The organism is Diaphorobacter sp. (assembly GCF_050251835.1).
In the GTDB taxonomy this organism is placed as follows: Bacteria; Pseudomonadota; Gammaproteobacteria; order Burkholderiales; family Burkholderiaceae_C; genus JBFXIE01.
Genome location: NZ_JBFWLZ010000016.1, coordinates 12820 through 35126, shown reverse-complemented (window position 1 = coordinate 35126; position 22307 = coordinate 12820). Strand labels below are relative to the sequence as shown.

Sequence of the window (22307 nt, the reverse complement as noted above, 5' to 3'; positions counted from 1 at the left end):
GAGCTGGACGACGAGGCGCTGGGCTGGTTCTCGCGCCGCCTGCCCTGGGGCAGCTACGGGATGCTGGCGCGCGCCTCGCTGAGCGCGCCCACGCTGGGGCTGGCGCTGGCGCGCTGGTGCCGCCACCACGCGCTGCTGACGGACGACATCCTGCCGCACCTGCACACCGAGGGCGAACAGGCCGCGCTGGTCATCACCGAGCAGCGCGACCTGGGCGCGCTGCGCGAGTTCTGCCTGGTCTCCACGCTGCGCAACGCGCTGGGCCTGGCCAGCTGGTTCATCGACTCGCGCCTGCCGGTGCTGGCGGCCGACTTTCCCTTTGCCGCGCCGCCCCATGCGCAGGCCTACGGCGTGCTCTTCAGCGGGCCCACGCGCTTTCAGGCGCCCCACGCGGCAGTGCACTTCGATGCGCGCTACCTGGCGCTGCCGATCACGCGCGACGAAGCCGCCATGCGCCAGATGCTGCAGCACGCGCTGCCCCTTACCGTGCGCCAGTACCGCCGCGACCGGCTGCTGGTGCAGCGCGTGCGCCAGGTGCTGGCCGCCCTGCCCAGCGCCACCCACAGCGCGCACACGCTGGCCGAGCAGCTGCACGTATCGGCACGCACGCTGCACCGCCAGCTGAAGGAAGAAGGCGCATCGCTGCAATCCCTGAAGGACGAGGTGCGCAAAAGCCGCGCCATTGATCTGCTGCACCGCAGCGACCGCCCCATCAAGCAAGTGGCCCAGGCCGCCGGCTTTGCCAGCGAGAAAAGCTTCATCCGCGCGTTCCGCAGCTGGACGGGGCAGTCGCCCGCGGAGTTTCGCCGCAGCGCGCGTGCCGTGGCACCGTAGATGCTCATCTATTGATAGCTTGTAGCGCTTTATTTGCAAGGGCTACAGCCATTTTTACTTAAACCCCCCGCAGGGCCTGCAACAGCCCGGGCAGCTCTGCCATGTCGGCCATGACCTGCGCGGCGCCAGCAGCACGCAATGCTTGGGGCGAGCCGTGGCCCACGGCTGACGGGCTGTAGCCAATGACGGTGGCGCCCGCTGCCACCCCGGCCATGACGCCCGTGACCGTGTCTTCCACCACCAGGCAGCGCGCTGGCGACACGCCTACGGATGCGGCAGCGGCCAGGTACACGTCGGGCGCGGGCTTGGTGGCGGGCATTTCGTGGCCGCTGAAGATGCGGCCGGCAAAGTACGGTGCCAGCCCCACCTGGGCCAGCTGCATCTCGACCTTGAAACGGTCGGCGCCCGAAGCGCAGGCAATGCGCCCCTGCAGCAGCGCATGCACTGCATGCACTGCCTGGGGCGCGTTCGCAATCGCGACCAGCTCGGTCTGCAGGCGGGCGTTGCGCCGGGCGTAGAACTCAGCCATCCAGGCGTCGGTCAGCGGGCGGCCGGTTTCGGCCTCGATGCGGGCGGCTTCGCTGCGCACGGTTTTGCCAATGAACAGGCGCATGCACTCGTCGGGCGACAGCTGCCAGCCTGCCTCGCCCAGCATCTGGCACAGCACACCGTTGGTGATGGGCTCGCTGTCCACCAGCACGCCGTCGCAGTCAAACAAAAGGGCTTCAAAAGTCATGACGCGAATGATCGCAGACGCGCCATGCGGTGCGCTTGCGGGCGGTCAGTGTGAGCGGCTATGACAACGGCTGCAAACCCAGCCCTCTCAGGAAAGCATTGTGCTTGCCTTCGCCGCCGCAATAGCCGTTTCTATCTTCACCAGCTTTTGGTACGCCGCATCCAGATCAATCTCTGCCTTGCCCACCACGGTGCTGATGCAGCGCGAGTGCCCGGGTTGAAATCGTTCTTCTCGATCTCCGCCATCTCCGCCTTGCGCGAGCGGCGTCACTCTTCAATCGATACTACAAATCAAGGAGTGAAAAAACCTTGATTGGCGCGGCTGGCGGGGATCGAACCCACGACCCTCGGCTTCGGAGGCCGATACTCTATCCACTGAGCTACAGCCGCTTGTTGGATGCCCACCCTCAAGACGAGGGGAAGAGGGATTATTGCACGGAGCTCATAGCCTGAACCCCAGGCCGCGCAGATAGGTGTCGATGCCATCGCAGGTGGTGACCACCAGGTTGAAACTGGCATGCTGCAACAGCCATGACTGCAGCATGCCATCGAACAGCGCCTGCACGCCCATGGCCGCAATGTGGGCCGGCATGGGCAGCTGGATATCCTGGTCTGCCGCCGCCAGGCTCAGCTCGCGGGCAATCAGCGCCGCAAAGGCCGCACATTCCTGGCTGTGGCGATTGCGTACGACGCGCAGGTCTTCCACGTATTCAACGCGGTACAGCGCGATTTCGAAAACACGACGCGTGTGCTCGTCGTGCTCGATGGTGCTCAGCACGCCTTGCATCAGGCTGCGCAGTCGCTCCAGCGGCGCCGTGTCGGCCAGGCTTGTGCTGTGATTAATGGCCTGCCTCAGCGGGTGCGTGACGCGATCCATCATGGCGTTGAACAGCTCTGCCTTGTCCTTGAAATGCCAATAGATGGCACCGCGGGTGGCGCCGGCCGCGCTGGCAATGTCGGTCAGCGACGCGCGGGACACACCCTTTTCGTAAAACACCCGCTCGGCAGCGTCCAGCAGGCTGTTGCGCGTGGCAGCTGCATCTGCCTTGGTACGTCGTGCCATGGTAGTCCCCTTCCAAAACGCCACGCCGCGCGCGGTGATACTTTTCAAATATACATGCACGAATGTATGTATGTTGTGTATGCTACGTTCTTTTTTGCGCCACTGTCATTCGCCGATGCCAACATACATCTCTAGCATCTCGCAGACTCGCCGCTCACTGCCCTCCCAAAGGACTCTCATGCCCCACCTGAACAACGCGATAACACCCGGTGATCGCCAGCCCCAGCGTATCCAGGCAACCGTTTTTTCTCTGGCTCTGGCAGCAGTTGTCACGCTGAGCGCCTGTGGCAAAAAGGATGACGCTGCCGGCGCCGCAGGCCAGCCGCGCACGCCCGAGGTGGGCGTGGTCACGGTGCAGACGAGCGACATTGCCCTGATCACCGAGCTGCCGGGACGCCTGGAGGCCTCCCGCGTGGCGCAAGTGCGCGCGCGCGCCGCGGGCATCCTGCAAAAGCGTGTCTTCACCGAAGGCAGCGATGTGAAAGCGGGCCAGCAGCTGTTCCTGATCGACAGCGCGCCCTACCAAGCCGCCCTGGCGCAGGCCGAGGCCAGCGTGGCACAGGCCGAGGCCAGCCTGGGCCAGGCCCGCGCGCTGGCAGAGCGCTACCGCCCGCTGGTGGCCGTGAATGCCGTCAGCAAGCAGGAGTACGACAACGCCGTAGCAGCGCAAAAGACCGCCGAGGCCAATGTGGCCGCCGCCAAGGCTGCCGTGACGACGGCCCGCATCAACCTGGGCTATGCCACCGTCACGGCGCCGATTTCCGGACGCATCGGCCGCGCGCTGGTCACAGAAGGTGCTCTGGTCGGCCAGGGCACGCCGACCGAACTGGCGGTCATCCAGCAGATCGACCCTCTGTACATCAACTTCACGCAATCGGCCTCTGATGCGCTCAAGCTGCGCGCCGCCATGACCAGCGGCAAGTACAAGCAGGCTGACGCCAAGGCGGCGGCGGTGCGCGTGGTGCTGGAGGACGGCAGCGTGTATCCGCAGGCTGGCCGGCTGCTGTTCACCGACCTCACGGTGGATGCCACCAGCGGCCAGGTGACCCTGCGTGCCGAGGTTCCCAACAGCGGCCGCTCGCTGCTGCCCGGCCTGTATGTGCGGGTGCGCCTGGAGCAGGCGCAGGTGGACAACGGCATCTTGCTGCCCCAGCAGGCCGTCACCCGATCGGGCAAGGCCGACACCGTGCTGGTGGTGGGCGCGGACAACCATGTCACGCCGCGGGTGGTCAAGCTGGGGCCCGCCCAGGGCGCCCATTGGGTGGTGCTTGAGGGCCTGAAGTCGGGTGAGCAGGTGATGGTGGACGGATTCCAGAAGCTGCCACGCGGCAAGCCTGGCGACCCCATCGTTGTCAAGCCCGTCGCCTGGCAAGCTGCTGGCGCCGCCCAACAGCCCGCCGCGGCACCCGCATCCGCGCCGGCAGCGCCCGCCACCCCCGCCTCGGCGGCCTCCAGTCAGCCGGCCCCTGCGGCGGCAAAGCAATAAAAGACAGGAGCGCGGCACATGGCCAAGTTCTTCATCGAGCGCCCCATCTTCGCGTGGGTGATCGCAATTTTCATCATGGTGATCGGCGCTGTCTCGATCACCCAGCTGCCCGTGGCACAGTACCCCACCGTGGCTCCCCCCACCATCCAGGTGACCGTGGCCTACCCCGGCGCAACGGCGCAGACACTGGAAGACAACGTGCTGTCCGTCATCGAGCGCGAGATGAACGGCGCCACCGGCCTGGCCTACATGGAGACCACCAGCCAGGCCAACGGCACCGGCACCATCGTGCTGAGCTTCGAGCCCGGCACCAACGACGACCTGGCCCAGGTGGATGTGCAAAACCGCCTGTCGCGGGCCACGCCGCGCCTGCCGGCGGCCGTCACCCAGCAAGGCGTGCGCGTCGAGAAATCGCGATCCAACTTTCTGCTGTTTTCCATCCTCACGTCCGACAACCCGGACATAAACATCGACGCGCTCAACGACTACGCTGCCCGCAACGTGGTGCCCGAACTCCAGCGCCTGCCTGGCGTGGGCGGCGTGACGCAGTTCGGCTCCGAGCGCGCCATGCGCATCTGGATCGACCCGGCCAAGCTCAAGGGTTTCAACCTGTCGCTGGATCAGGTCAATGCCTCCATCCGCGCGCAAAACGTGCAGGTGTCCGCCGGCAACCTGGGCGAGCTGCCCAGCCCAGCGGGCCAGACCATATCGGCCACCATTGTCGTGAAGGGCCAGCTGTCCACACCCGAAGAGTTTGGCAACGTCATCCTGCGCGCCAACACCGACGGCTCCACCGTGCGCCTGAAAGACGTGGCGCGTATCGAGCTGGGCGCGCAGACCTACAACTTCAGCGGCCGGCTCAATGGCTCGCCCTCGGTGGGCATGGGCGTGCAGCTCACCTCCAGCGCCAATGCGCTGGCCACTGCCGACGCCGTCAAGTCCAAGCTGGCCGAGCTTCAAAGGTACTTCCCGCAGGGCGTGGCCTACACCATCCCTTACGACACCTCCACCTTCATCTCGGTGTCCATCGAAAAAGTGGTCTATACCCTGCTTGAAGCGATCGGACTGGTGTTTCTGGTGATGTTCCTGTTCCTGCAGAACTTCCGTTACACCATCATCCCCACCATCGTGGTGCCGGTGGCCTTGCTGGGCACCTTTGGCGCACTGCTGGCCATGGGGTTCTCGATCAACGTGCTGACCATGTTCGGCATGGTGCTGGTGATCGGCATCGTGGTGGACGACGCCATCGTGGTCGTGGAAAACGTCGAGCGCATCATGGCTGAAGAAGGCCTGCCACCGCTGCAAGCCACGCGCAAGGCCATGGGCCAGATCTCCAGCGCCGTGATCGGGATGACCGTGGTGCTGGTGTCCGTGTTCGTGCCGCTGGCCTTCTTTGCAGGCTCGACGGGCAACATTTACCGCCAGTTCGCGGTCACCATGGCCACGTCCATCGCATTTTCGGCCTTCCTGGCGTTGTCGCTCACCCCCGCGCTGTGCGCCACCCTGCTCAAGCCCGTGACCGAGGGACACCACGACAAAACAGGCTTCTTTGGCTGGTTCAACCGGTCCTTCAAGCACGCCACGCACAGCTACGAGTCCTTTCTGGCCAGGCTCGTGCGCCGCAGCGGCCGCATGATGATCATCTACGCCGTGCTGCTGGGCGCGGTGGCGGTGGTGTACATGCGTCTGCCGACCTCGTTCCTGCCCAATGAAGACCAGGGCTTTCTGATCTCCAACGTGCAACTGCCCCCTGGCGCCTCGCAAGAGCGCACCCGTGCAGCATTGACCAAGGTGGAAGAGTTCATGCTCAAACAGCCTGAAGTGCGCGACATCGTCACCGTTTCGGGCTTTTCGTTCTCGGGTCAGGGGCAAAACGCCGGCCTGGCCTTCATCACCCTCAAGGACTGGAGCGAGCGCCCCGGTCCCGACCAGACCGCGCAGGCCGTGGCCGGTCGCGCCATGGGCGCGCTGGGCGGCTTTCGCGATGCGTTCATCTTCACGCTCAGCCCGCCACCCATCCCCGAACTGGGCTCGGCGTCCGGCTTCACCTTCCGCCTGCAAGACCGCGGCAGCAAGGGTCACGATGCGCTACTGGCGGCACGCAATCAGCTGCTGGGCATGGCCTCGCAAAGCAAGGTGCTCGCCGCCGTGCGCCCCGACGGCATGGAGGACGCGCCACAGATGCAGATTGACATCGACCGCGACAAGGCCAACGCCCTGGGCGTGTCCTACGACCGCATCGCCAGCGCGCTGGCGACGGCGCTGGGCTCCACATACGTGAACGACTTCCCCAACCAGGGCCGCCTGCAACGGGTAGTGGTGCAGGCCGACGGGTTTGCGCGCATGCAGCCCGAGTCGGTGCTCGACATCCCTATCCTCAACGACAAGGGCCAGGTGCTACCCCTGTCCACGTTTGCGTCCACGCGCTGGATCACCGGCGCCATGCAGACCGTGCGCTACAACGGCTATCCGTCGATGAAGATCGCCGGTGACGCCGCCCCGGGCTACAGCACGGGCGACGCCATGGCAGAGATGGAGCGCCTTGCCTCCCAGCTACCCGAAGGCTTTGGCTTTGAGTGGACCGGCCAGTCCCGCGAGGAAAAACTTGCCGGCTCGCAAGCCCTCGTGCTGTATGCGTTCGCGCTGCTGGCGGTGTTTTTGTGCCTGGCGGCGCTGTACGAGAGCTGGTCCATTCCGTTCTCGGTGATGCTGGTCGTACCGCTGGGCGTGCTGGGCGTGGTGCTGGGCGTGCTGCTGCGCGGCATGGCCAACGACGTGTACTTCCAGATCGGTCTGGTGACCATCATTGGTCTGTCGGCCAAGAACGCCATCCTGATCGTCGAATTTGCCAAGGACCTGCAGGCCCAGGGCAAGAACATCATCGAGGCCGCGCTGGAAGCCGCCCACCTGCGCTTTCGCCCCATCGTCATGACCTCGCTGGCGTTCACGCTGGGCGTCGTGCCGCTGTATCTGGCCTCCGGCGCGAGCTCGGCCAGCCAGCGCGCCATCGGCACCGGTGTGGTCGGCGGCATGATCACCGGTACCGTCCTCGCCGTGGTTTTCGTGCCCGTGTTCTTTGTGGTGGTGCGCAGCCTGTTCCGGGGCAGCGAGCGACAGCACGATCACGACGCCAAACTGGCCCAGCAGCACAGCAGCAGCGGCACAGAAGCCTGAAGCCCCCCGCCGGAGCAAGACACCATGCACAAGCACAACCTGCACAGCACGCGCCCGGCGCGTGCCCTGTCCACCCTGACGGCAGCGGTACTGCTGGCCGGATGCAGCTTCATCCCGCACTACGAGCGGCCCGCGGCGCCAGTGCCGCCAACCTACCCGCTGGCAAGTGCCAGCGCTGCAGCCACCCAGAGCGCCGCCAGCATCGACTGGAAGGACTACTTCACCGACCCGCGCCTGCAGCGGCTCATCGGCATCGCCCTGGACAACAACCGCGATCTGCGCATGGCCATGCTCAACGTCGAGCAGGCGCGGGCGCAGTTCCAGATCCAGCGGGCCAACCAGTTCCCCACGGTCAACGCCATCGCCAGCGGCACGCGCCAGCCCAGCATCAGCACGGGCGACTACGCCAACCAGTTCCAGGTGGGCCTTGGCATCTCTGCCTGGGAGATCGACTTCTTCGGGCGCGTGGCCGCCCTCAAGGAGCAGGCCCTGGCCCAGTACCTGGCCACGGACGAGGCCCGCAAATCGGCACAGATCAGTCTGGTGGCGGCCGTGGCCTCGGGCTGGCTCATACTCATGGCCGACGAGGAACTGCTCGACCTCTCGCGCCGCACGCTGGCCACGCGCGAAGAGTCGGTCAAGCTCACACGGCTGCGCCTTGAAAATGGCGTGAGCTCCGAGCTGGACAACCGCCAGGCCGAAAGCCTGGCCCAGGCCGCGCGCGCCACCTACGCGCAGCAGCGGCGCCAGCGCATGCTCGACGAAAACGCCCTGGCCTTGCTGCTGGGCCAGCCGCTGCCAGACGACATCCGCGCCAGCCTGCCATCGTCGCGCCTGGTCAATGCCGCGCCCATGCAGCCGCTGCCCGCCGGTCTGCCCTCAGATCTGCTGGAGCGCCGCCCCGACATCCGCCAGGCCGAGCAATTGCTAATCGGCGCCAACGCCAACATCGGCGCGGCGCGCGCGGCGTTCTTTCCGCGCATATCGCTCACGGCGCAGTTTGGCACCGTGAGCGACGAGCTGTCCGGGCTGTTCAAAAGCGGCTCCTGGGCGTTCTCGCTGGCGCCGCAACTGGCCCTGCCCATTTTTGATGCGGGTCGCAACCAGGCGGCGCTGGAGTCTGCGCGCGTCGGCCGCGAGCTTGCGCTGGCACAGTACGAGAAGTCCATCCAGACCGCCTTCCGCGAAGTCTCCGACGCGCTCGCCGGACAGACCACGCTGCAAGAGCAGCTCGACGCCCAGCGCGCCCAGGTTCTGGCGGACACCAAGCGCTTCGAGCTGTCCGACCTGCGCTATCGCAACGGCGTGGCCAGCTATCTGGACTTGCTGGATGCGCAGCGCTCGCTGTTTGCCACCGAGCAGTCGCTGGTACTGACGCGACTGCAGCAGCTGCAAAATCAGGTCACGCTCTACAAGGTGCTGGGCGGCGGCTGGACACCCCCTGCTGAGGCGCCACGTTCGTGACATAGCGCAAGGGTCGCTGCGGGTGCGCCGCCTGGCGTCGGGCACGCCGGGGGGGCTCCTATAATCCGCCGCTGTTTTCCCCTTCAGCCCCACACCACAACAAAGCCACCAGAGGATCTTCATGAGCAACACTCACGACGACGCGCACACCGGGCCGGTCAAAAGCCCGAAGCAGTTCCTGTACACCGTCATCTTCGCGTTCACGCTGCCGGTGCTGGCCATCATTGGTCTGGTGTTTTATGTGACTTCGGGCAACCAGCCTGCCTCTGGCGTCGCCAACCCTGAGCTGGCCGTGGCCCAGCGCATCCAGAAGGTCGGCGCCGTGCTGGTGCGCGACGGCAACCGCGCGCTGCGTGCGGGTGAAGAGGTGTACAAGGGCCAGTGCGCGGCCTGCCACGCAGAAGGCACCGTGGGCGCGCCCAAGTTCGGCGATGCAGCCGTATGGGGCCCACGCATCCAGACGGGCTTTGAGGCGTTGGTGCAGTCGGCACTCAAGGGCAAGGGCGCCATGGCACCGCAAGGCGGCGGCGAGTTCGACGACACCGAGATCGCCCGCGGCGTGGCCTACATGGCCAACGCCGCAGGCGCCCAATTTGCCGAGCCCAACCGCCCCGGCGCCGAAGGCGGCGCTGCCGATGCAGCTGCTGGCGCGGCATCAGCCAACTGACGCCTCGCTTTCCATCCCCAGCAAGCCGGCCATGTGCCGGCTTGTTTTTTCAGCCTAGATACAGCCGTTGGACGCGCTTGCCAGTGCCGCGATCGGCGTGCCAGGCGAGGCGCGACGACGCGGCGGGCTGATGCCCGCAAGGAGAAGCAACGCCGCATGACGCGGCGAGCGCGGTGCTGGCAAATGCGTAGCGCTTTCACCAGGTTGGTGCGCCGTACTGCAGCTGAGAGAGTCAATGCTCATGCGGCGCTTGTGAAGGCGGCAAGCAGTCAACTGCCGTTTTGAGGTTCAGGATTGCGCCGCGGACTGTGTCAGCGCGGCAGGGCTGAGCACAAATCCGTAATCAACAGGCAAGTCAGCTGCCAGTACCTCGCGCACCTGCCAACGGCCCTGCTCCAGCAGCGTGGCTGCGGTGACCACGTCCAGGCTGTGCACCAGGCCCAGCCCCCCGGCAGCGGCCAGGTACACCCGTCCGTATTCGTCCATCAGGCAGGCATCCACCGGGCCGACGGGCCGACCGGTGTGCGCAACAATCTCGCCACCGGCCCCCACACGCCAGACCAGCGGCGCAGCCTCCAGTTCCACGTACACCCGCTGCGGCCCGTTCTGAAAAAACCAGCAACCACGCGCATCCGCCTCGTAATTGCGATGGATGAAGTCGATCAGGCCCGCATGCTCCAGCCGATGACCCCGAGACACCAAAAAACTGCCCTGCGCCTGCACGGCGGCATCGCGCAAATGCCACTGACCGCGCGCATCCAGGCCCAGCCAGCCATAGCAATCCGGCACGTGGGGCCATTTGGTTATGGCCTGTTTGACTATGTCATCCATGAATCCATTATGAAGTGGCACCTTAATCCGAGCAGCTGACCTTGGCTATGGCGGCCCTGTTGGCGCTCTAGCCCGAAAGCGTGCGCACAATGGCCGCATCGTCACTCCCTGGAATCAGCAAGCCATGCCCTGTGAAAAGACCCTGTCCGCCCGGTTCGCCCTGATCGCCGCCCTGGCCGCATCGTGCAGTATGCCCGCCACGGCGCAACTGAGAACCGGTGAGTCGGTGTACCAATCCGTCTGCATCGCCTGCCATGACACCGGGGTCGCCCACGCACCCAAGACGGGCGATGCCCAGGCCTGGAAACCCCTGATCGCGGAAGGCCAGCACATCCTGAGCGCGCATGCCTTTGTCGGTGTGCGCGCCATGCCCGCCCAAGGCGGCGACAACCAGCTGTCGCTGGAGGAGTTCTCCCGCGCCGTGGCCTGGATGGCCCGTAGCGCTGGCGCCAACTGGCAAGACCCCGATGCAGCCATGATGCACAAGATTCGGCTGGAGGCCGAAAAACGCCTCGACGCCGAAATCCGCGCCAAGCAAAAGCTCAAGGCTTCGCTGCGCCGCGAGGATCGCCAGGCACGGCCGCCACGCTGAATGCCGTCATCTGCACCGCCGCGGCCGACGTGGCACCTGCCTTATCTCGGCCGTGAGGACGCGTAGCGGCTCTGGTGGGTCTTGTTCATGCCCGCGCTGTTTGTTGGCAGCGCTGCGCGCAGATCTTGCCCATGGGACCCATCAGGCTCAGTGCAGCACCTGACCGCCGGGCGTGGGCATGTCGGCGTCGTGCATGCCGCCTACGCTGGCATGGTGCGCCACCAGACGCCAGCCTTGCGGTGTCTTGTGATAGACATTGGTGGCGTAGATGACCGCGTCGCGCCGCCCGTCGGGCAGCGTGACCCGCAGTTGCTCGACCACGCTATGCACGCTGCTGGCCAGCGCCTGAACGCGTGCCACCCGCGCAAGCCGCACATCCAGCCCGCCGTGTTCCAGCAACGCAGTGAAGGCCGAGCGGATCGCTGCCGGCCCCACCACGCGCACCCCGCCCGGCCGCATGCAGACGATTTCGTCCTCGTCGGCCCAGCAGGCCATCACACGTTCCAGGTCGCCCGACTGCAGAGCGTCGTAGAAGGCGGCTTCAAGATCGTCCGGTGTACCGGCCGCTGCGGCCGCGCGCTGAAAAGATCGGGTCATGGCGTTGGGCCGTGCTTGCTGTGAAGGCTGCATTTTCGGCGCCGTGCGGCGGCTTGTCACGGGCCTTGCCAATCCATGCACAATGCCTGCACCACGCGGTTTCCAGCGCCGCCAACTGTCCATCCCGTTGCAAAGGTTCAGCCCCATGAAGAAACTCGTCGCCACCCTTGCCGCTGCACTGGCCCTCTCGGGCTGCGGCTACAACGATTTTCAACGCCTGGACGAGCAGTCCAAGGCCGCCTGGAGCGAAGTGCTCAACCAATACCAACGCCGTGCCGATCTTGTGCCCAACATCGTCGCGACGGTCAAGGGCGAGGCTGCCTTTGAGCAGGACACGCTAACCCGGGTGATCGAGGCGCGCACCAAAGCCACCTCCATTCAGGTCACGCCCGAGACGCTCAACAACCCCGAATCGTTCAGCAAATTTCAACAGGCCCAGGGCGAGCTGTCCAGCGCGTTGTCGCGCCTGATGGTGGTTGCCGAGCGCTACCCGCAATTGCAGGCCAATCAGGCCTTTCGCGACCTGCGGGTGACATTGGAAGGCACCGAGAACCGCATCACCGTGGCGCGCAATCGTTACATCCAGACCGTGCAGGAGTACAACGTGCTGGCGCGCAGCTTTCCCACCAACCTCACGGCCATGGTGTTCAGCTACGCCCCCAAACCCAGCCTGACGGTGCAAAACGAAGCCGAGATCAGCACACCGCCCCGGGTCGATTTCTCCAGCCCGGCACCAGCGGGCCGTCAGTAAGGCCGGGGCATCACGCAGATATGCCTCTAGCGCTTTTCCTGCGGGCGCTGCTCGCCATGTTTTTCATGGCTTCAGGCGCTCCAGCCGCCAGCGGTCAGCCGCTGCGCGCAGTGCCCGCGTTGCAGGCCCGCGTGATCGACCAGACCGGTACGCTGAGCGAAAGCCAGCGCCAGATGCTGGAGGCAAGCCTGGCCGCCGTCGAGCAGCAGCACGGCTCGCAGGTCGTGGTGTTGATGGTGCCGACCACCGCGCCGGAGGATATCTCCTCCTTTGCCAACCGGGTGGGCGACACCTGGAAGATCGGGCGCAGGGACGTTGGCGACGGCGTGCTGATCGTCGTAGCCAAGGACGACCGGCGCATGCGCATCGAGGTCGCCAAGGCGCTGGAGGGTGCGATTCCCGATATTGCCGCAGCCCGAATCATCGACGGCGCCATGAAGCCGCGCTTTCGCGAGGGCGACTTTGCTGGTGGGCTGGAATCCGCGGTGCAACAGATCAGCGCACGCATCGGCGGCGAAGCGCTGCCCGCGCCGCAGGCCGGCCCGTCGGGAGACTGGCAAGGATCTGGGTTGGGCCGTGGCGCGCCCGCAGGCTTTGACTGGACCGACCTGGCGGCCTTCCTGTTTTTTGGCGTTGTGGTTGCGGGGCCCGTGGCGCGCCGGCTGTTAGGCCCGAGCCTGGGCGGCATTGTCACGGGTACCGGCGCCGGGCTGCTGGCCTTCATCATCACGTCCAGCCTGTTTCTAGCGGGAGGCGTGGGGCTGCTGGCGCTCTTCTACACCTGGATTTTTGCCGGGCGCGGCATCCCCGTGATCTGGCACGGCGGTGGCGGTGGCGGTGGCGGTAGCGGTGGCTGGGGTGGCGGTGGGTTCGGCTCCGGCGGCGGCGGAGACTTTGGCGGCGGCGGCGCATCGGGCGACTGGTAGTCACAACAACGCTTACGCAATCACCATGACCACAGCTTCCCCTTTCACCACCCCACGCTCAACGCAGACCCTGGCGCGTCGCCTGTGGCGCATTCTGCGCCACCGCTGGGCCGACGGGAGCCTGCGCCAGACACTGCCGCCTGACATGCGGGAACGGTTGGGCCAGCGCGTGGCCGCCAGCGAGCGCCGGCATACGGGGCAGATCCGCATCTGCGTGGAAGGCGGCCTGCCACTGTCCTACCTGTGGCGCGACGCCAGCGCACGCGAGCGCGCCGTCACCCAGTTTGGCAAACTGCGGGTGTGGGACACCGAGCGCAACAACGGTGTGCTGATCTACCTGCTACTGGCCGACCACGCCATCGAGATCGTGGCCGATCGCGGGCTGGCGCAGCATGTGCCGCAGCAGGTCTGGAGCGCCCTGCTGACCCGCATGGGCGAGGCCTTTCGCGCTGCACGCTACGAAGATGGCCTGACGCAAGCCCTGGCCGAGGTGTCGGCGCTGCTGGTGGCTCATTTCCCCCGTGACCCGTCTCACAAACCTGGCGCAGCCAGCAATGAATTACCCGACGCACCTGTGATCGGCTACTGATCCCGGGTATGCCGTCGTTGCTGCAGCTGCGCTCGTCGAGCGTCATACCCGCGAACACAACGGAGATGCAGTGCACATCTGCGCGTCCTGTCGGCGCAAAAAAAGGACGCACAAAGCGTCCTTTCCTGTGGCTTGCGCTGACGCCGCTCAGCGCTTTTCGCGAAACTTGCGCAGTGCTGCGATCTGCGCCGCCATGATGGCAAGTTCAGACTGCGCGCGCGCCAGGTCAATGTCGCTCTGAGCGTTTTTGAGGGCTTCTTCGGCGGCTGCCCTGGCTTCATGGGCTTTCTGATCGTCCAGATCGCGCCCACGGATGGCTGTATCGGACAGCACGGTCACGCAATTGGGCTGCACTTCCAGAATGCCTCCAGCCACGAAAACGAATTCTTCGGCGCCATCAGGCAATTCAATGCGCACCGAGCCGGGCTTGATGCGGGTGATGAGCGGCGTGTGGCGCGGGTAGATGCCCAGTTCGCCAGCTTCGCCGGGCAGCGCGACAAAGCGCGCTTCGCCGGAGAAGATGGACTCTTCGGCACTGACCACATCAACGTGGATGGTGTTCATCTTTGCTCCTAGAAAAAGGAAATGGCAAGCCTGTGGCACTGGCGAGCGGCAGCATCGGGGCCGCCGCCCGTCGTGCTATCAGGCTACCTTCTTCGCCTTTTCGAAGGCTTCGTCGATCGTGCCCACCATGTAGAAGGCCTGCTCGGGCAAGTGGTCGCACTCGCCAGCGGCAATCATCTTGAAGCCACGGATGGTCTCGGCCAGCGGCACGTACTTGCCAGGCGAGCCAGTGAACACTTCGGCGACGTGGAAAGGTTGCGACAGGAAGCGCTGGATCTTGCGCGCACGCGCCACGACCAGCTTGTCTTCGGGGGCCAGTTCGTCCATGCCCAGAATCGCGATGATGTCGCGCAGTTCCTTGTAGCGCTGCAGCGTACCCTGCACTTGGCGGGCCACCTGGTAGTGCTCTTCACCCACGACCTGCGGATCCAGCTGGCGGCTGGTGGAGTCCAGCGGATCGACCGCAGGGTAGATACCCAGAGCGGCGATGTCACGCGAGAGCACCACCGTGGAGTCCAAGTGGGCAAAGGTCGTTGCGGGCGAAGGGTCGGTCAAGTCGTCGGCAGGCACGTACACGGCCTGGATCGAGGTGATCGAGCCGACCTTGGTGGAGGTAATACGCTCTTGCAGACGGCCCATTTCTTCGGCCAGTGTCGGCTGATAGCCCACGGCAGAAGGCATACGGCCCAGCAACGCGGACACTTCCGTACCGGCCAGGGTGTAGCGATAGATGTTGTCCACGAAGAACAGCACGTCACGGCCCTCGTCGCGGAACGACTCGGCGATGGTCAGGCCGGTCAGCGCCACGCGCAGACGGTTGCCCGGCGGCTCGTTCATCTGGCCGTACACCATGGCGACCTTGGACTCGCCCAGGTTCTCCAGATTCACCACGCCGGAATCGGCCATCTCGTGATAGAAGTCATTGCCCTCGCGGGTACGCTCACCCACGCCTGCGAACACGGACAGACCGCTGTGCGCCTTGGCGATGTTGTTGATGAGTTCCATCATGTTCACGGTCTTGCCGACGCCGGCGCCACCAAACAGACCCACCTTGCCGCCCTTGGCGAACGGGCAGACCAGGTCGATCACCTTGATGCCGGTTTCCAGCAGTTCCTGGGAAGGGCTCAGCTCGTCATAAGCGGGCGCCTTGCGGTGGATGGGAGCCGTGAGGGATTGGTCCACGGGACCGCGCTCGTCGATGGGGTTGCCCAGCACGTCCATGATGCGGCCCAAGGTGGCCTTGCCGACAGCGACCGTGATGGGATTGCCGGTGTTGACAACCATCAGACCTCGCTTGAGACCGTCGGACGAACCCAGCGCAATGGTGCGCACCACGCCATCGCCCAGCAACTGCTGCACTTCCAGCGTCAGGGCAGAGCCTTCGAGCTTCAGGGCGTCATACACCTTGGGCATCTGGTCGCGCGGGAACTCCACGTCCACCACGGCGCCGATACATTGAACAATCTTGCCTTGCACTTGAGCCATTTGATTTGCTCCAAAAATTTAAACCGAGTCCCGGAGGCGGCCTTAAACGGCCGCGGCACCTGCGACGATTTCCGAAAGCTCTGTCGTAATCGCGGCCTGGCGAGTCTTGTTGTAGACCAGCTTGAGCTCGCTGATGACGCTACCGGCGTTGTCCGTTGCGGCCTTCATGGCCACCATGCGCGCCGACTGCTCGGACGCCATGTTTTCCGCCACTGCCATGTAGATCAGCGACTCGACATAACGCACCAGCAGTTCGTCAATTACGCTTTGCGCATCGGGCTCATAGATGTATTCCCAGCCGTACCCGGTCTTCTCGGCCTGCATCTTTTCGGAGGACAGGGGCAGCAACTGCTCCACCACCGACTCTTGCTTCATGGTGTTGATGAACTTGGTGTAGCAAAGATACACCGCGTTGATCTTGCCTTCGGCATATGCGTCCAACAGCACCTTGACCGGGCCAATGAGTTTTTCAAGGTGGGGCGTGTCGCCCAGCCCCACGGCATGCGCGACAACCTTGGCTCCCACACGGTTGAGAAACCCAAGACCCTTGTTGCCGATGGCAACGGCCTGCGCCTGGACACCTTCGGCCTGCAGATCCCGCAGCTTGTTGGTCACCGCGCGCAGCACGTTGGTGTTCATGCCGCCACACAGGCCCTTGTCGGTGGTCACAACGATCATGCCGGCCATCTTGGACTCGTTCACACTCATGAAAGGGTGAACATATTCCGGGTTTGCCTCGCCGAGGTGTGCCGCAATGTTGCGGACCTTCTCGGCATAGGGACGGGCGGCGCGCATGCGATCTTGGGCCTTGCGCATCTTGGACGCGGCCACCATCTCCATGGCTTTGGTGATCTTCTTGGTGTTTTCCACCGATTTGATCTTGCCGCGTATTTCCTTGCCTGCTGCCATGATGGTTCCTCGTCCGGTTTAAACGAACGACTTCTTGAACGTCGTGATGGCTTGCGTCAGCTCGGCTTCGTCCTTGCCTTCTTTGTCGAATGCACGGTTTTGCTCCAGACGGGCCAGCAGCGCTGCATGGCTTGTCTTGAGGTATTGGTGCAGACCAGACTCGAACGACAACACCTTCTTGACTTCCACATCGTCCAGGAAGCCCTTGTTCACTGCAAACAGGGTGGCCCCCATCAGGCTGATGGGCAGGGGGCTGTACTGCGACTGCTTGAGCAGCTCCGTCACTCGGGCACCGCGATCCAGCTGCTTGCGGGTGGCTTCATCGAGGTCGGAGGCAAACTGCGCAAAGGCCGCCAGTTCACGGTACTGCGCCAGGTCGGTACGGATACCGCCGGACAGGCCCTTGATCAGCTTGGTCTGCGCTGCACCACCCACACGCGACACCGAGATACCGGCGTTGATGGCAGGACGGATACCGGCGTTGAACAGGTTGGTCTCCAGGAAGATCTGGCCGTCGGTGATCGAGATCACGTTGGTGGGAACGAAGGCGGACACGTCGCCGGCCTGCGTTTCGATCACGGGCAGTGCCGTCAGCGATCCGGTCTTACCCTTGACCTCGCCCTTAGTGAAGGCTTCGACGTAGTCGGCATTCACGCGGGCTGCGCGCTCGAGCAGACGGCTGTGGAGATAGAACACATCGCCAGGGAAGGCTTCACGGCCCGGGGGACGACGCAGCAGCAGCGACACCTGGCGGTAGGCAACCGCCTGCTTGGACAGATCGTCATAAACGATCAGTGCGTCCTGACCGCGGTCGCGGAAGTATTCGCCCATCGTGCAGCCGGAGTAGGCCGACACATACTGCATGGCAGCGGACTCGGAGGCAGCAGCGGCCACGACAATGGTGTAGTCCATGGCGCCGGCTTTTTCCAGGGCGCGCACGACGTTCTTGATGGACGAAGCCTTCTGGCCGATGGCGACATACACACATGTCACGCCCTGGCCCTTCTGGTTGATGATGGCGTCGATCGCCACCGCCGTCTTGCCAGTCTGGCGGTCGCCGATGATCAACTCGCGCTGGCCGCGACCGATAGGCACCATGGAGTCGATCGACTTCAGACCGGTCTGCAGCGGCTGATCCACGGACTGACGTGCGATCACACCAGGTGCAACCTTTTCGATCACGTCGGTCATCTTGGCATTGATCGGACCCTTGCCGTCAATCGGTTGACCCAGGGCATTCACGACACGGCCAATCAGCTCGGGGCCCACGGGCACTTCCAGGATGCGGCCCGTGCACTTGACGGTGTCGCCCTCGGAGATGTGCTCGTACTCGCCCAGAATCACGGCGCCAACGGAATCACGCTCAAGGTTCAGCGCCAAACCAAAAGTGGGCTGACCATCCTTCGTGGCGGGGAATTCGAGCATTTCGCCCTGCATCACCTCCGATACGCCATGAACGCGCACGATACCGTCGGTCACGGACACCACGGTGCCCTGGTTGCGGATATCGGCACTGGCAGCGAGACCTTCGATGCGGCTCTTGATCAGCTCAGAAATTTCTGCGGGATTGAGTTGCATGACTCTTTCCTTCTTTCTTGGGGTATAGCCGGAACCTCAAGCCATCAGGCTGTGAGGGCAGCTTTCATTTGTTCCAGACGGGCTTTAACGGAAGTGTCGAGCACCTCATCACCCACCTCCACGCGCACGCCACCGATCAGCGCCTCATCCAACTGCACGGAGAGATTGAGCTTGCGACCGAAGCGTTTTTCCAGCGTGGCACCCACATCAGCCAGAGTGCCCGCGTCGAGCGGGAAGGCGCTGTACACCACGGCATCCGAGGTGCCCTGGCTGCGATTGACGAGGGCCCTGAACTGCACCGCTATTTCAGGCAACGCCTGCACGCGCCTGTTTTCTATGACGGTACGCAGGAAGTTCCTGCCCTGCTCAGGCAGTTGCGAGCGCATGACGCCCACGATGACATCGAACAACTGATCGTCCGTCACCTTGGGGCTATCCGCCAGCTGGCGCAATTGGGAACTGGCGGCAATCGCCGCCAACTCGTCCACCCAGACTGTCGCGGCATTCGAACCCGCACCCGCCTCACGGGTACAGACCTTGAACAGCGCTTCGGCGTAAGGGCGGGCAATGGTGGCGATTTCTGCCATTGAATGCTCCTTACAGCTCAGTCTTCAGACGATTCAGCAGATCGGCATGAACACCGGCATTGACTTCCTTGCGGAGAATCTGCTCGGCACCCTTGACAGCCAGAGCCGCCACCTGCTCGCGCAAGGCCTCACGGGCACGGATCGTTTGCTGCTCTGCTTCAGCACGGGCAGCAGCGACGATCTTGTCGCCTTCGCTGGCAGCGCGCGCCTTGGCTTCTTCGATGATGGCCTGGGCGCGACGCTCGGCGTCGGCCAGACGTGTCGCGGTTTCGTTGCTGGCGGCAGCCAATTCCTGCTTCACTCGCTGGTCGGCAGCGGCGAGTTCGGTCTTGGCGCGCTCGGCAGCAGAGAGACCATCGGCGATTTTCTGTGCTCGTTCATCCAGCGCCTTGGTGATCGGCGGCCACACGAATTTCATCGTGAACCACACCAACACAAAAAAGACGATGATCTGAAAGAACAGGGTCGCATTGATACTCACGGCAACACCTTTCTTGGATGGCGTTGACGGGATTTACTTAGGAACGCTGGCCAGGAACGTAGCTGCGAAGGGGTTTGCGAAGGCAAACAGCAGGGCAATAGCGACACCGATCAGGAAGGCGGCGTCAATCAGACCAGCCAAGATGAACATCTTGGTTTGCAACTCATTGATCAACTCAGGTTGGCGAGCAGACGATTCCAGGAATTTGCCGCCCATCAAAGCGATGCCGATCGACGCGCCGATAGCACCGAGGCTCACAATCAGACCGCAAGCCAGAGCGACGAAGCCGAGAATGTTTTCCATGATAACTCCTGAGTGAAAAAGAAAGGTTGAAGAGAAAGGAACAAAAGAAAAGCAAAAGATCAATGGGCCTCATGCGCCTGACCGAGATAAATCAGCGCCAGCATCATGAAAATGAACGCCTGCAGGGTAATCACCAGAATATGGAAAATTGCCCACAGCGTACCCGCAATGACATGCCCCAACGGGAGCAACACACCAGGAAGCGACATCGCAGCAGCACCCCCCATCAGGGCGATCAGCAGGAACACCAGCTCTCCAGCGTACATATTGCCAAACAACCGCATGCCGTGCGAAACCGCCTTGGCTACGTATTCGATGATCTGCATGGCCATGTTGACCAGACCCAAGATCACGGCAAAAAGAGGGTTCTTGCTGGTGCCGAATGGCGCGCTGACGAGCTCATGCCACCAACCGCCTGCGCCCTTTATCTTGATGCTGTAGTAAAAGCTTAGCAAAAGAACCGAGATCGCCAGACCCAGAGTTGTGCTCAAATCAGCCGTAGGCACGACGCGCAGGTATGCATGATGAGGGTCACCGCCCGCGGCGACGTAGATCTTTTCCCAGATGACCGGCAGGAAATCCACGGGCAGCAAGTCCATGGCATTGAGCAGGAAGATCCATACAAATACAGTCAGCGCCATGGGCGCAATGAACTTGCGACTGTTGGCATTTCTAATATTTGCCTTGGCATGGGAGTCCACCATTTCCACCAGCATTTCCACAGCAGCCTGAAAACGGCCCGGGACGCCAGAGGTGGCTTTACGCGCCGCCAGCCACAACACAAACAACCCCAAAAAACCGACCACCAGGCTTATCACCACCGAGTCGATATTCACCACAGAAAAATCAACGATCGCAGTCTGGGGAATGTTCTGCAAATGCTGCAAATGGTGAACGATATATTCACTTGCGGTCGGGGCGTGCGCTTCTGCGGCCATCGGACTACTCTTCTGTATATCAATCGGTTTTTCGAACACTGGGACGCACCAAAAGCGCAACCCAGTACGTTTTCATCGCTACCACCATACCAGCCAGCAGCGCCAGCCAGCTCAGCCCCGCAATCAACCGGGGCGCCGCCGCCAACATGACGACAGTCATCACAATTTTGACCAACTCCCAACCGAACAAGCTCACCATCGCAGCGCCCGCAGTGGACTGCCTGCGCAACACACCTCGCGCAAACAGCGCAGCCGGCACAACCACAGACAAAGCACCGTAACCGGCAGACAAGGCCACCTGCACACTGCCCGTCAGCAGACCAGCCAGCCCGGCCGCCGCCAGTCCCGCCAGCGCCTGACCCCACACCACTCGCCAAACCGGCAACGCGGGATGGCGATTTCGCCACTCTTGCGCCTCTTGCTCGGTCATGGGCTTGAAGCTGGAATCCTCACCCTCAGTTTCAGGTTCGCAAACGTTTTTTCTATCGTTGGAAGACGCCTGCATCTCTGATCAAACTGTCACAAAGCTTTTGATTATAGGTAAAAACCCCCCGCAATCTACAAGCCGTTGCGATTGGTTGTTGCACCGGGGGGGCGTAAGCTCAACTTTTGTGGCTGCACGCAGACGCGCATTGTCGTGCAGCTTTGCCTTCTGGTCTACGCCGAAAGTGACAAACGGCCGGATGTAACATTGCCCGGCCGCCAGGAACCCGCGGCCCATCCCGCCGGATCCACCCCATTAAAGAGCCACATGACGCTGCCCACCGACCCCACCCCTGTCACCTCCCGCAAAGACTCACTGATCGAGTTTCCGTCGCGCTTTCCGATCAAGGTGATGGGCGCCAACGTCAACGGCTTCGTGCATGCGGTGACCGAGCTTGCGCACCGCTTTGATCCTGATTTTGACGCCTCCACCATCGAATTGCGCGACAGCCGAGCGGGCAACTACCTGGGTGTGACCATCACGATCACCGCCACCAGCCAGCAGCAGCTTGACGACCTTTACCGCGCGCTGACCTCCCATCCCATGGTCAAGGTGGTGCTTTGACGAAACAGGGGATTGAGCCACGCATGCTAGGCCGCGTGGACTATTTGGCGACGGTGGACGCAATGCAGCGCTTCACCCAGGAACGCACCTGCGACACGCCCGACGAGCTATGGATTTGTGAGCACCCAGCGGTCTATACACAGGGCCTGGCAGGCAAGAGTGCTCACATTCTTGCACCTGGCGACATCCCCGTCGTTGCCACCAACCGCGGTGGGCAGGTGACGCACCACGGCCCGGGTCAAGTGGTGGCCTACCCGCTTATCGACCTGCGCCGCGCGGGCTACTACGTCAAGGAATACGTGTATCGCATCGAAGAGGCAGTCATCCGCACGCTTGCGCATTTCGGCTTGACAGGCCACCGCGTGGCCGGCGCGCCCGGCATCTATGTGCGCCTGGACGACCCCTCCGGCCACGGCATGCTGGCGCAGCGCCCACAACGCCGCGGCGCAGAAGACGCCCCACCCCAGCCCGACTTCACCGGGCTCGGAAAGATTGCTGCACTGGGCATCAAAGTGACGCGCCACTGCACTTACCACGGCGTGGCACTGAACGTGAGCATGGATCTGGAGCCCTTCTCCCGCATCAACCCTTGCGGTTACGCAGGTTTGCAGACGGTCGATCTTTCTACAATCGGCGTTCACATCCCCTGGGACGACGCCGCGGCCGTGCTGGGCCAACAGCTGTCACGCCGCCTTGCGCCCTGAC

The 22307-nt window shown here is 63.6% G+C and carries 25 protein-coding genes and 1 tRNA gene; 11 read left to right on the top strand and 15 right to left on the bottom strand.

Going from position 1 to position 22307, the window contains the following annotated elements:
- Positions 1-834 (top strand): AraC family transcriptional regulator ligand-binding domain-containing protein (locus AB7E35_RS07735; RefSeq protein ID WP_428167347.1); only part of this gene is annotated, 834 nt, incomplete at its 5' end.
- A gap of 58 nt (positions 835-892) precedes the next feature.
- On the opposite strand, the gene AB7E35_RS07730 is transcribed toward AB7E35_RS07735, so the two are convergent.
- The 4 genes from AB7E35_RS07730 to AB7E35_RS07715 form a co-directional block, all read right to left on the bottom strand.
- Complete coding sequence (locus tag AB7E35_RS07730; protein ID WP_428164000.1) at positions 893-1570, bottom strand: HAD family hydrolase; 678 nt, start codon at positions 1568-1570, stop codon at positions 893-895.
- An 87-nt stretch (positions 1571-1657) separates the two neighbouring features.
- The gene (locus AB7E35_RS07725) at positions 1658-1840 is read right to left on the bottom strand and encodes a hypothetical protein (RefSeq protein WP_428163999.1); all 183 of its coding nucleotides are present in this window, start codon (positions 1838-1840) and stop codon (positions 1658-1660) included.
- Positions 1841-1883: 43 nt separating this feature from the next.
- Positions 1884-1959: transfer RNA gene (locus AB7E35_RS07720), tRNA-Arg, on the bottom strand.
- 52 nt (positions 1960-2011) lie between these two features.
- Positions 2012-2632 carry a TetR family transcriptional regulator gene (locus AB7E35_RS07715; RefSeq protein ID WP_428163998.1) on the bottom strand — a complete coding sequence of 207 codons (621 nt, stop codon included), beginning with the start codon at positions 2630-2632 and terminating at the stop codon, positions 2012-2014.
- A 178-nt stretch (positions 2633-2810) separates the two neighbouring features.
- On the opposite strand from AB7E35_RS07715, the gene AB7E35_RS07710 reads away from it, so the two are divergent.
- From AB7E35_RS07710 to AB7E35_RS07695, 4 genes are all read left to right on the top strand, one after another.
- Positions 2811-4118 carry an efflux RND transporter periplasmic adaptor subunit gene (locus AB7E35_RS07710; protein WP_428167346.1) on the top strand — a complete coding sequence of 436 codons (1308 nt, stop codon included), beginning with the start codon at positions 2811-2813 and terminating at the stop codon, positions 4116-4118.
- An 18-nt stretch (positions 4119-4136) separates the two neighbouring features.
- The gene (locus tag AB7E35_RS07705; protein ID WP_047349350.1) at positions 4137-7292 is read left to right on the top strand and encodes an efflux RND transporter permease subunit; all 3156 of its coding nucleotides are present in this window, start codon (positions 4137-4139) and stop codon (positions 7290-7292) included.
- A 24-nt stretch (positions 7293-7316) separates the two neighbouring features.
- Positions 7317-8756, top strand: a complete 1440-nt coding sequence (locus tag AB7E35_RS07700) for an efflux transporter outer membrane subunit (protein ID WP_428163996.1) — start codon at positions 7317-7319, stop codon at positions 8754-8756.
- Positions 8757-8877: 121 nt separating this feature from the next.
- A complete protein-coding gene (locus tag AB7E35_RS07695) occupies positions 8878-9423 on the top strand; it encodes a c-type cytochrome (protein ID WP_428163995.1) in 546 nt (181 codons plus the stop codon).
- Positions 9424-9711: 288 nt separating this feature from the next.
- Here AB7E35_RS07695 and AB7E35_RS07690 read toward each other — a convergent pair whose 3' ends face one another.
- Positions 9712-10254: a DUF2946 family protein gene (locus AB7E35_RS07690; protein ID WP_428163994.1), complete on the bottom strand. Its 543-nt coding sequence runs from the start codon at positions 10252-10254 to the stop codon at positions 9712-9714.
- 124 nt (positions 10255-10378) lie between these two features.
- Between AB7E35_RS07690 and AB7E35_RS07685 the strand changes: the two genes are divergently transcribed.
- A complete protein-coding gene (locus AB7E35_RS07685; protein WP_428163993.1) occupies positions 10379-10846 on the top strand; it encodes a c-type cytochrome in 468 nt (155 codons plus the stop codon).
- Positions 10847-10993: 147 nt separating this feature from the next.
- Here AB7E35_RS07685 and AB7E35_RS07680 read toward each other — a convergent pair whose 3' ends face one another.
- A complete protein-coding gene (locus AB7E35_RS07680) occupies positions 10994-11443 on the bottom strand; it encodes a YybH family protein (RefSeq protein WP_428163992.1) in 450 nt (149 codons plus the stop codon).
- A 145-nt stretch (positions 11444-11588) separates the two neighbouring features.
- Here AB7E35_RS07680 and AB7E35_RS07675 point away from each other — a divergent pair, with 145 nt between their 5' ends.
- Genes AB7E35_RS07675 through AB7E35_RS07665 form a run of 3 tightly spaced genes read left to right on the top strand, consistent with a single transcriptional unit; the run spans position 11589 to position 13709 of the window.
- Complete coding sequence (locus tag AB7E35_RS07675; RefSeq protein ID WP_428163991.1) at positions 11589-12194, top strand: LemA family protein; 606 nt, start codon at positions 11589-11591, stop codon at positions 12192-12194.
- Between the two features lie 20 nt (positions 12195-12214).
- Positions 12215-13120 carry a TPM domain-containing protein gene (locus AB7E35_RS07670; protein ID WP_428163990.1) on the top strand — a complete coding sequence of 302 codons (906 nt, stop codon included), beginning with the start codon at positions 12215-12217 and terminating at the stop codon, positions 13118-13120.
- Positions 13121-13145: 25 nt separating this feature from the next.
- The gene (locus AB7E35_RS07665) at positions 13146-13709 is read left to right on the top strand and encodes a TPM domain-containing protein (RefSeq protein WP_428163989.1); all 564 of its coding nucleotides are present in this window, start codon (positions 13146-13148) and stop codon (positions 13707-13709) included.
- Between the two features lie 147 nt (positions 13710-13856).
- Here AB7E35_RS07665 and AB7E35_RS07660 read toward each other — a convergent pair whose 3' ends face one another.
- The 9 genes from AB7E35_RS07660 to AB7E35_RS07620 form a co-directional block, all read right to left on the bottom strand.
- Complete coding sequence (locus AB7E35_RS07660) at positions 13857-14273, bottom strand: F0F1 ATP synthase subunit epsilon (protein WP_428163988.1); 417 nt, start codon at positions 14271-14273, stop codon at positions 13857-13859.
- A gap of 78 nt (positions 14274-14351) precedes the next feature.
- Positions 14352-15758 carry a F0F1 ATP synthase subunit beta gene (atpD, locus tag AB7E35_RS07655; protein ID WP_428163987.1) on the bottom strand — a complete coding sequence of 469 codons (1407 nt, stop codon included), beginning with the start codon at positions 15756-15758 and terminating at the stop codon, positions 14352-14354.
- Between the two features lie 42 nt (positions 15759-15800).
- Complete coding sequence (gene atpG, locus AB7E35_RS07650) at positions 15801-16667, bottom strand: F0F1 ATP synthase subunit gamma (RefSeq protein ID WP_428163986.1); 867 nt, start codon at positions 16665-16667, stop codon at positions 15801-15803.
- 18 nt (positions 16668-16685) lie between these two features.
- Entirely contained in the window at positions 16686-18245 is a 1560-nt protein-coding gene (gene atpA, locus AB7E35_RS07645) for a F0F1 ATP synthase subunit alpha (protein WP_428163985.1), read from the bottom strand.
- Between the two features lie 44 nt (positions 18246-18289).
- Positions 18290-18832, bottom strand: a complete 543-nt coding sequence (locus AB7E35_RS07640; RefSeq protein WP_428163984.1) for a F0F1 ATP synthase subunit delta — start codon at positions 18830-18832, stop codon at positions 18290-18292.
- A 10-nt stretch (positions 18833-18842) separates the two neighbouring features.
- A complete protein-coding gene (locus AB7E35_RS07635; RefSeq protein ID WP_428163983.1) occupies positions 18843-19313 on the bottom strand; it encodes a F0F1 ATP synthase subunit B in 471 nt (156 codons plus the stop codon).
- A gap of 33 nt (positions 19314-19346) precedes the next feature.
- Positions 19347-19616 carry a F0F1 ATP synthase subunit C gene (gene atpE / locus AB7E35_RS07630; protein ID WP_044397394.1) on the bottom strand — a complete coding sequence of 90 codons (270 nt, stop codon included), beginning with the start codon at positions 19614-19616 and terminating at the stop codon, positions 19347-19349.
- A 59-nt stretch (positions 19617-19675) separates the two neighbouring features.
- Positions 19676-20554 (bottom strand): F0F1 ATP synthase subunit A, encoded by an 879-nt coding sequence (atpB, locus tag AB7E35_RS07625; RefSeq protein ID WP_428163982.1) that lies wholly within the window; start codon positions 20552-20554, stop codon positions 19676-19678.
- A gap of 19 nt (positions 20555-20573) precedes the next feature.
- A complete protein-coding gene (locus tag AB7E35_RS07620; protein ID WP_428167345.1) occupies positions 20574-21059 on the bottom strand; it encodes an ATP synthase subunit I in 486 nt (161 codons plus the stop codon).
- 246 nt (positions 21060-21305) lie between these two features.
- On the opposite strand from AB7E35_RS07620, the gene AB7E35_RS07615 reads away from it, so the two are divergent.
- Both AB7E35_RS07615 and lipB read left to right on the top strand, forming a co-directional pair.
- Positions 21306-21602, top strand: coding sequence for a YbeD family protein (locus AB7E35_RS07615; RefSeq protein WP_428163980.1), 297 nt, complete (start codon positions 21306-21308; stop codon positions 21600-21602).
- Positions 21603-21625: 23 nt separating this feature from the next.
- On the top strand, positions 21626-22306 hold the full coding sequence (gene lipB, locus AB7E35_RS07610; protein ID WP_428163979.1) for a lipoyl(octanoyl) transferase LipB: 681 nt from the start codon (positions 21626-21628) through the stop codon (positions 22304-22306).
- Position 22307: the final 1 nt, after the last annotated feature.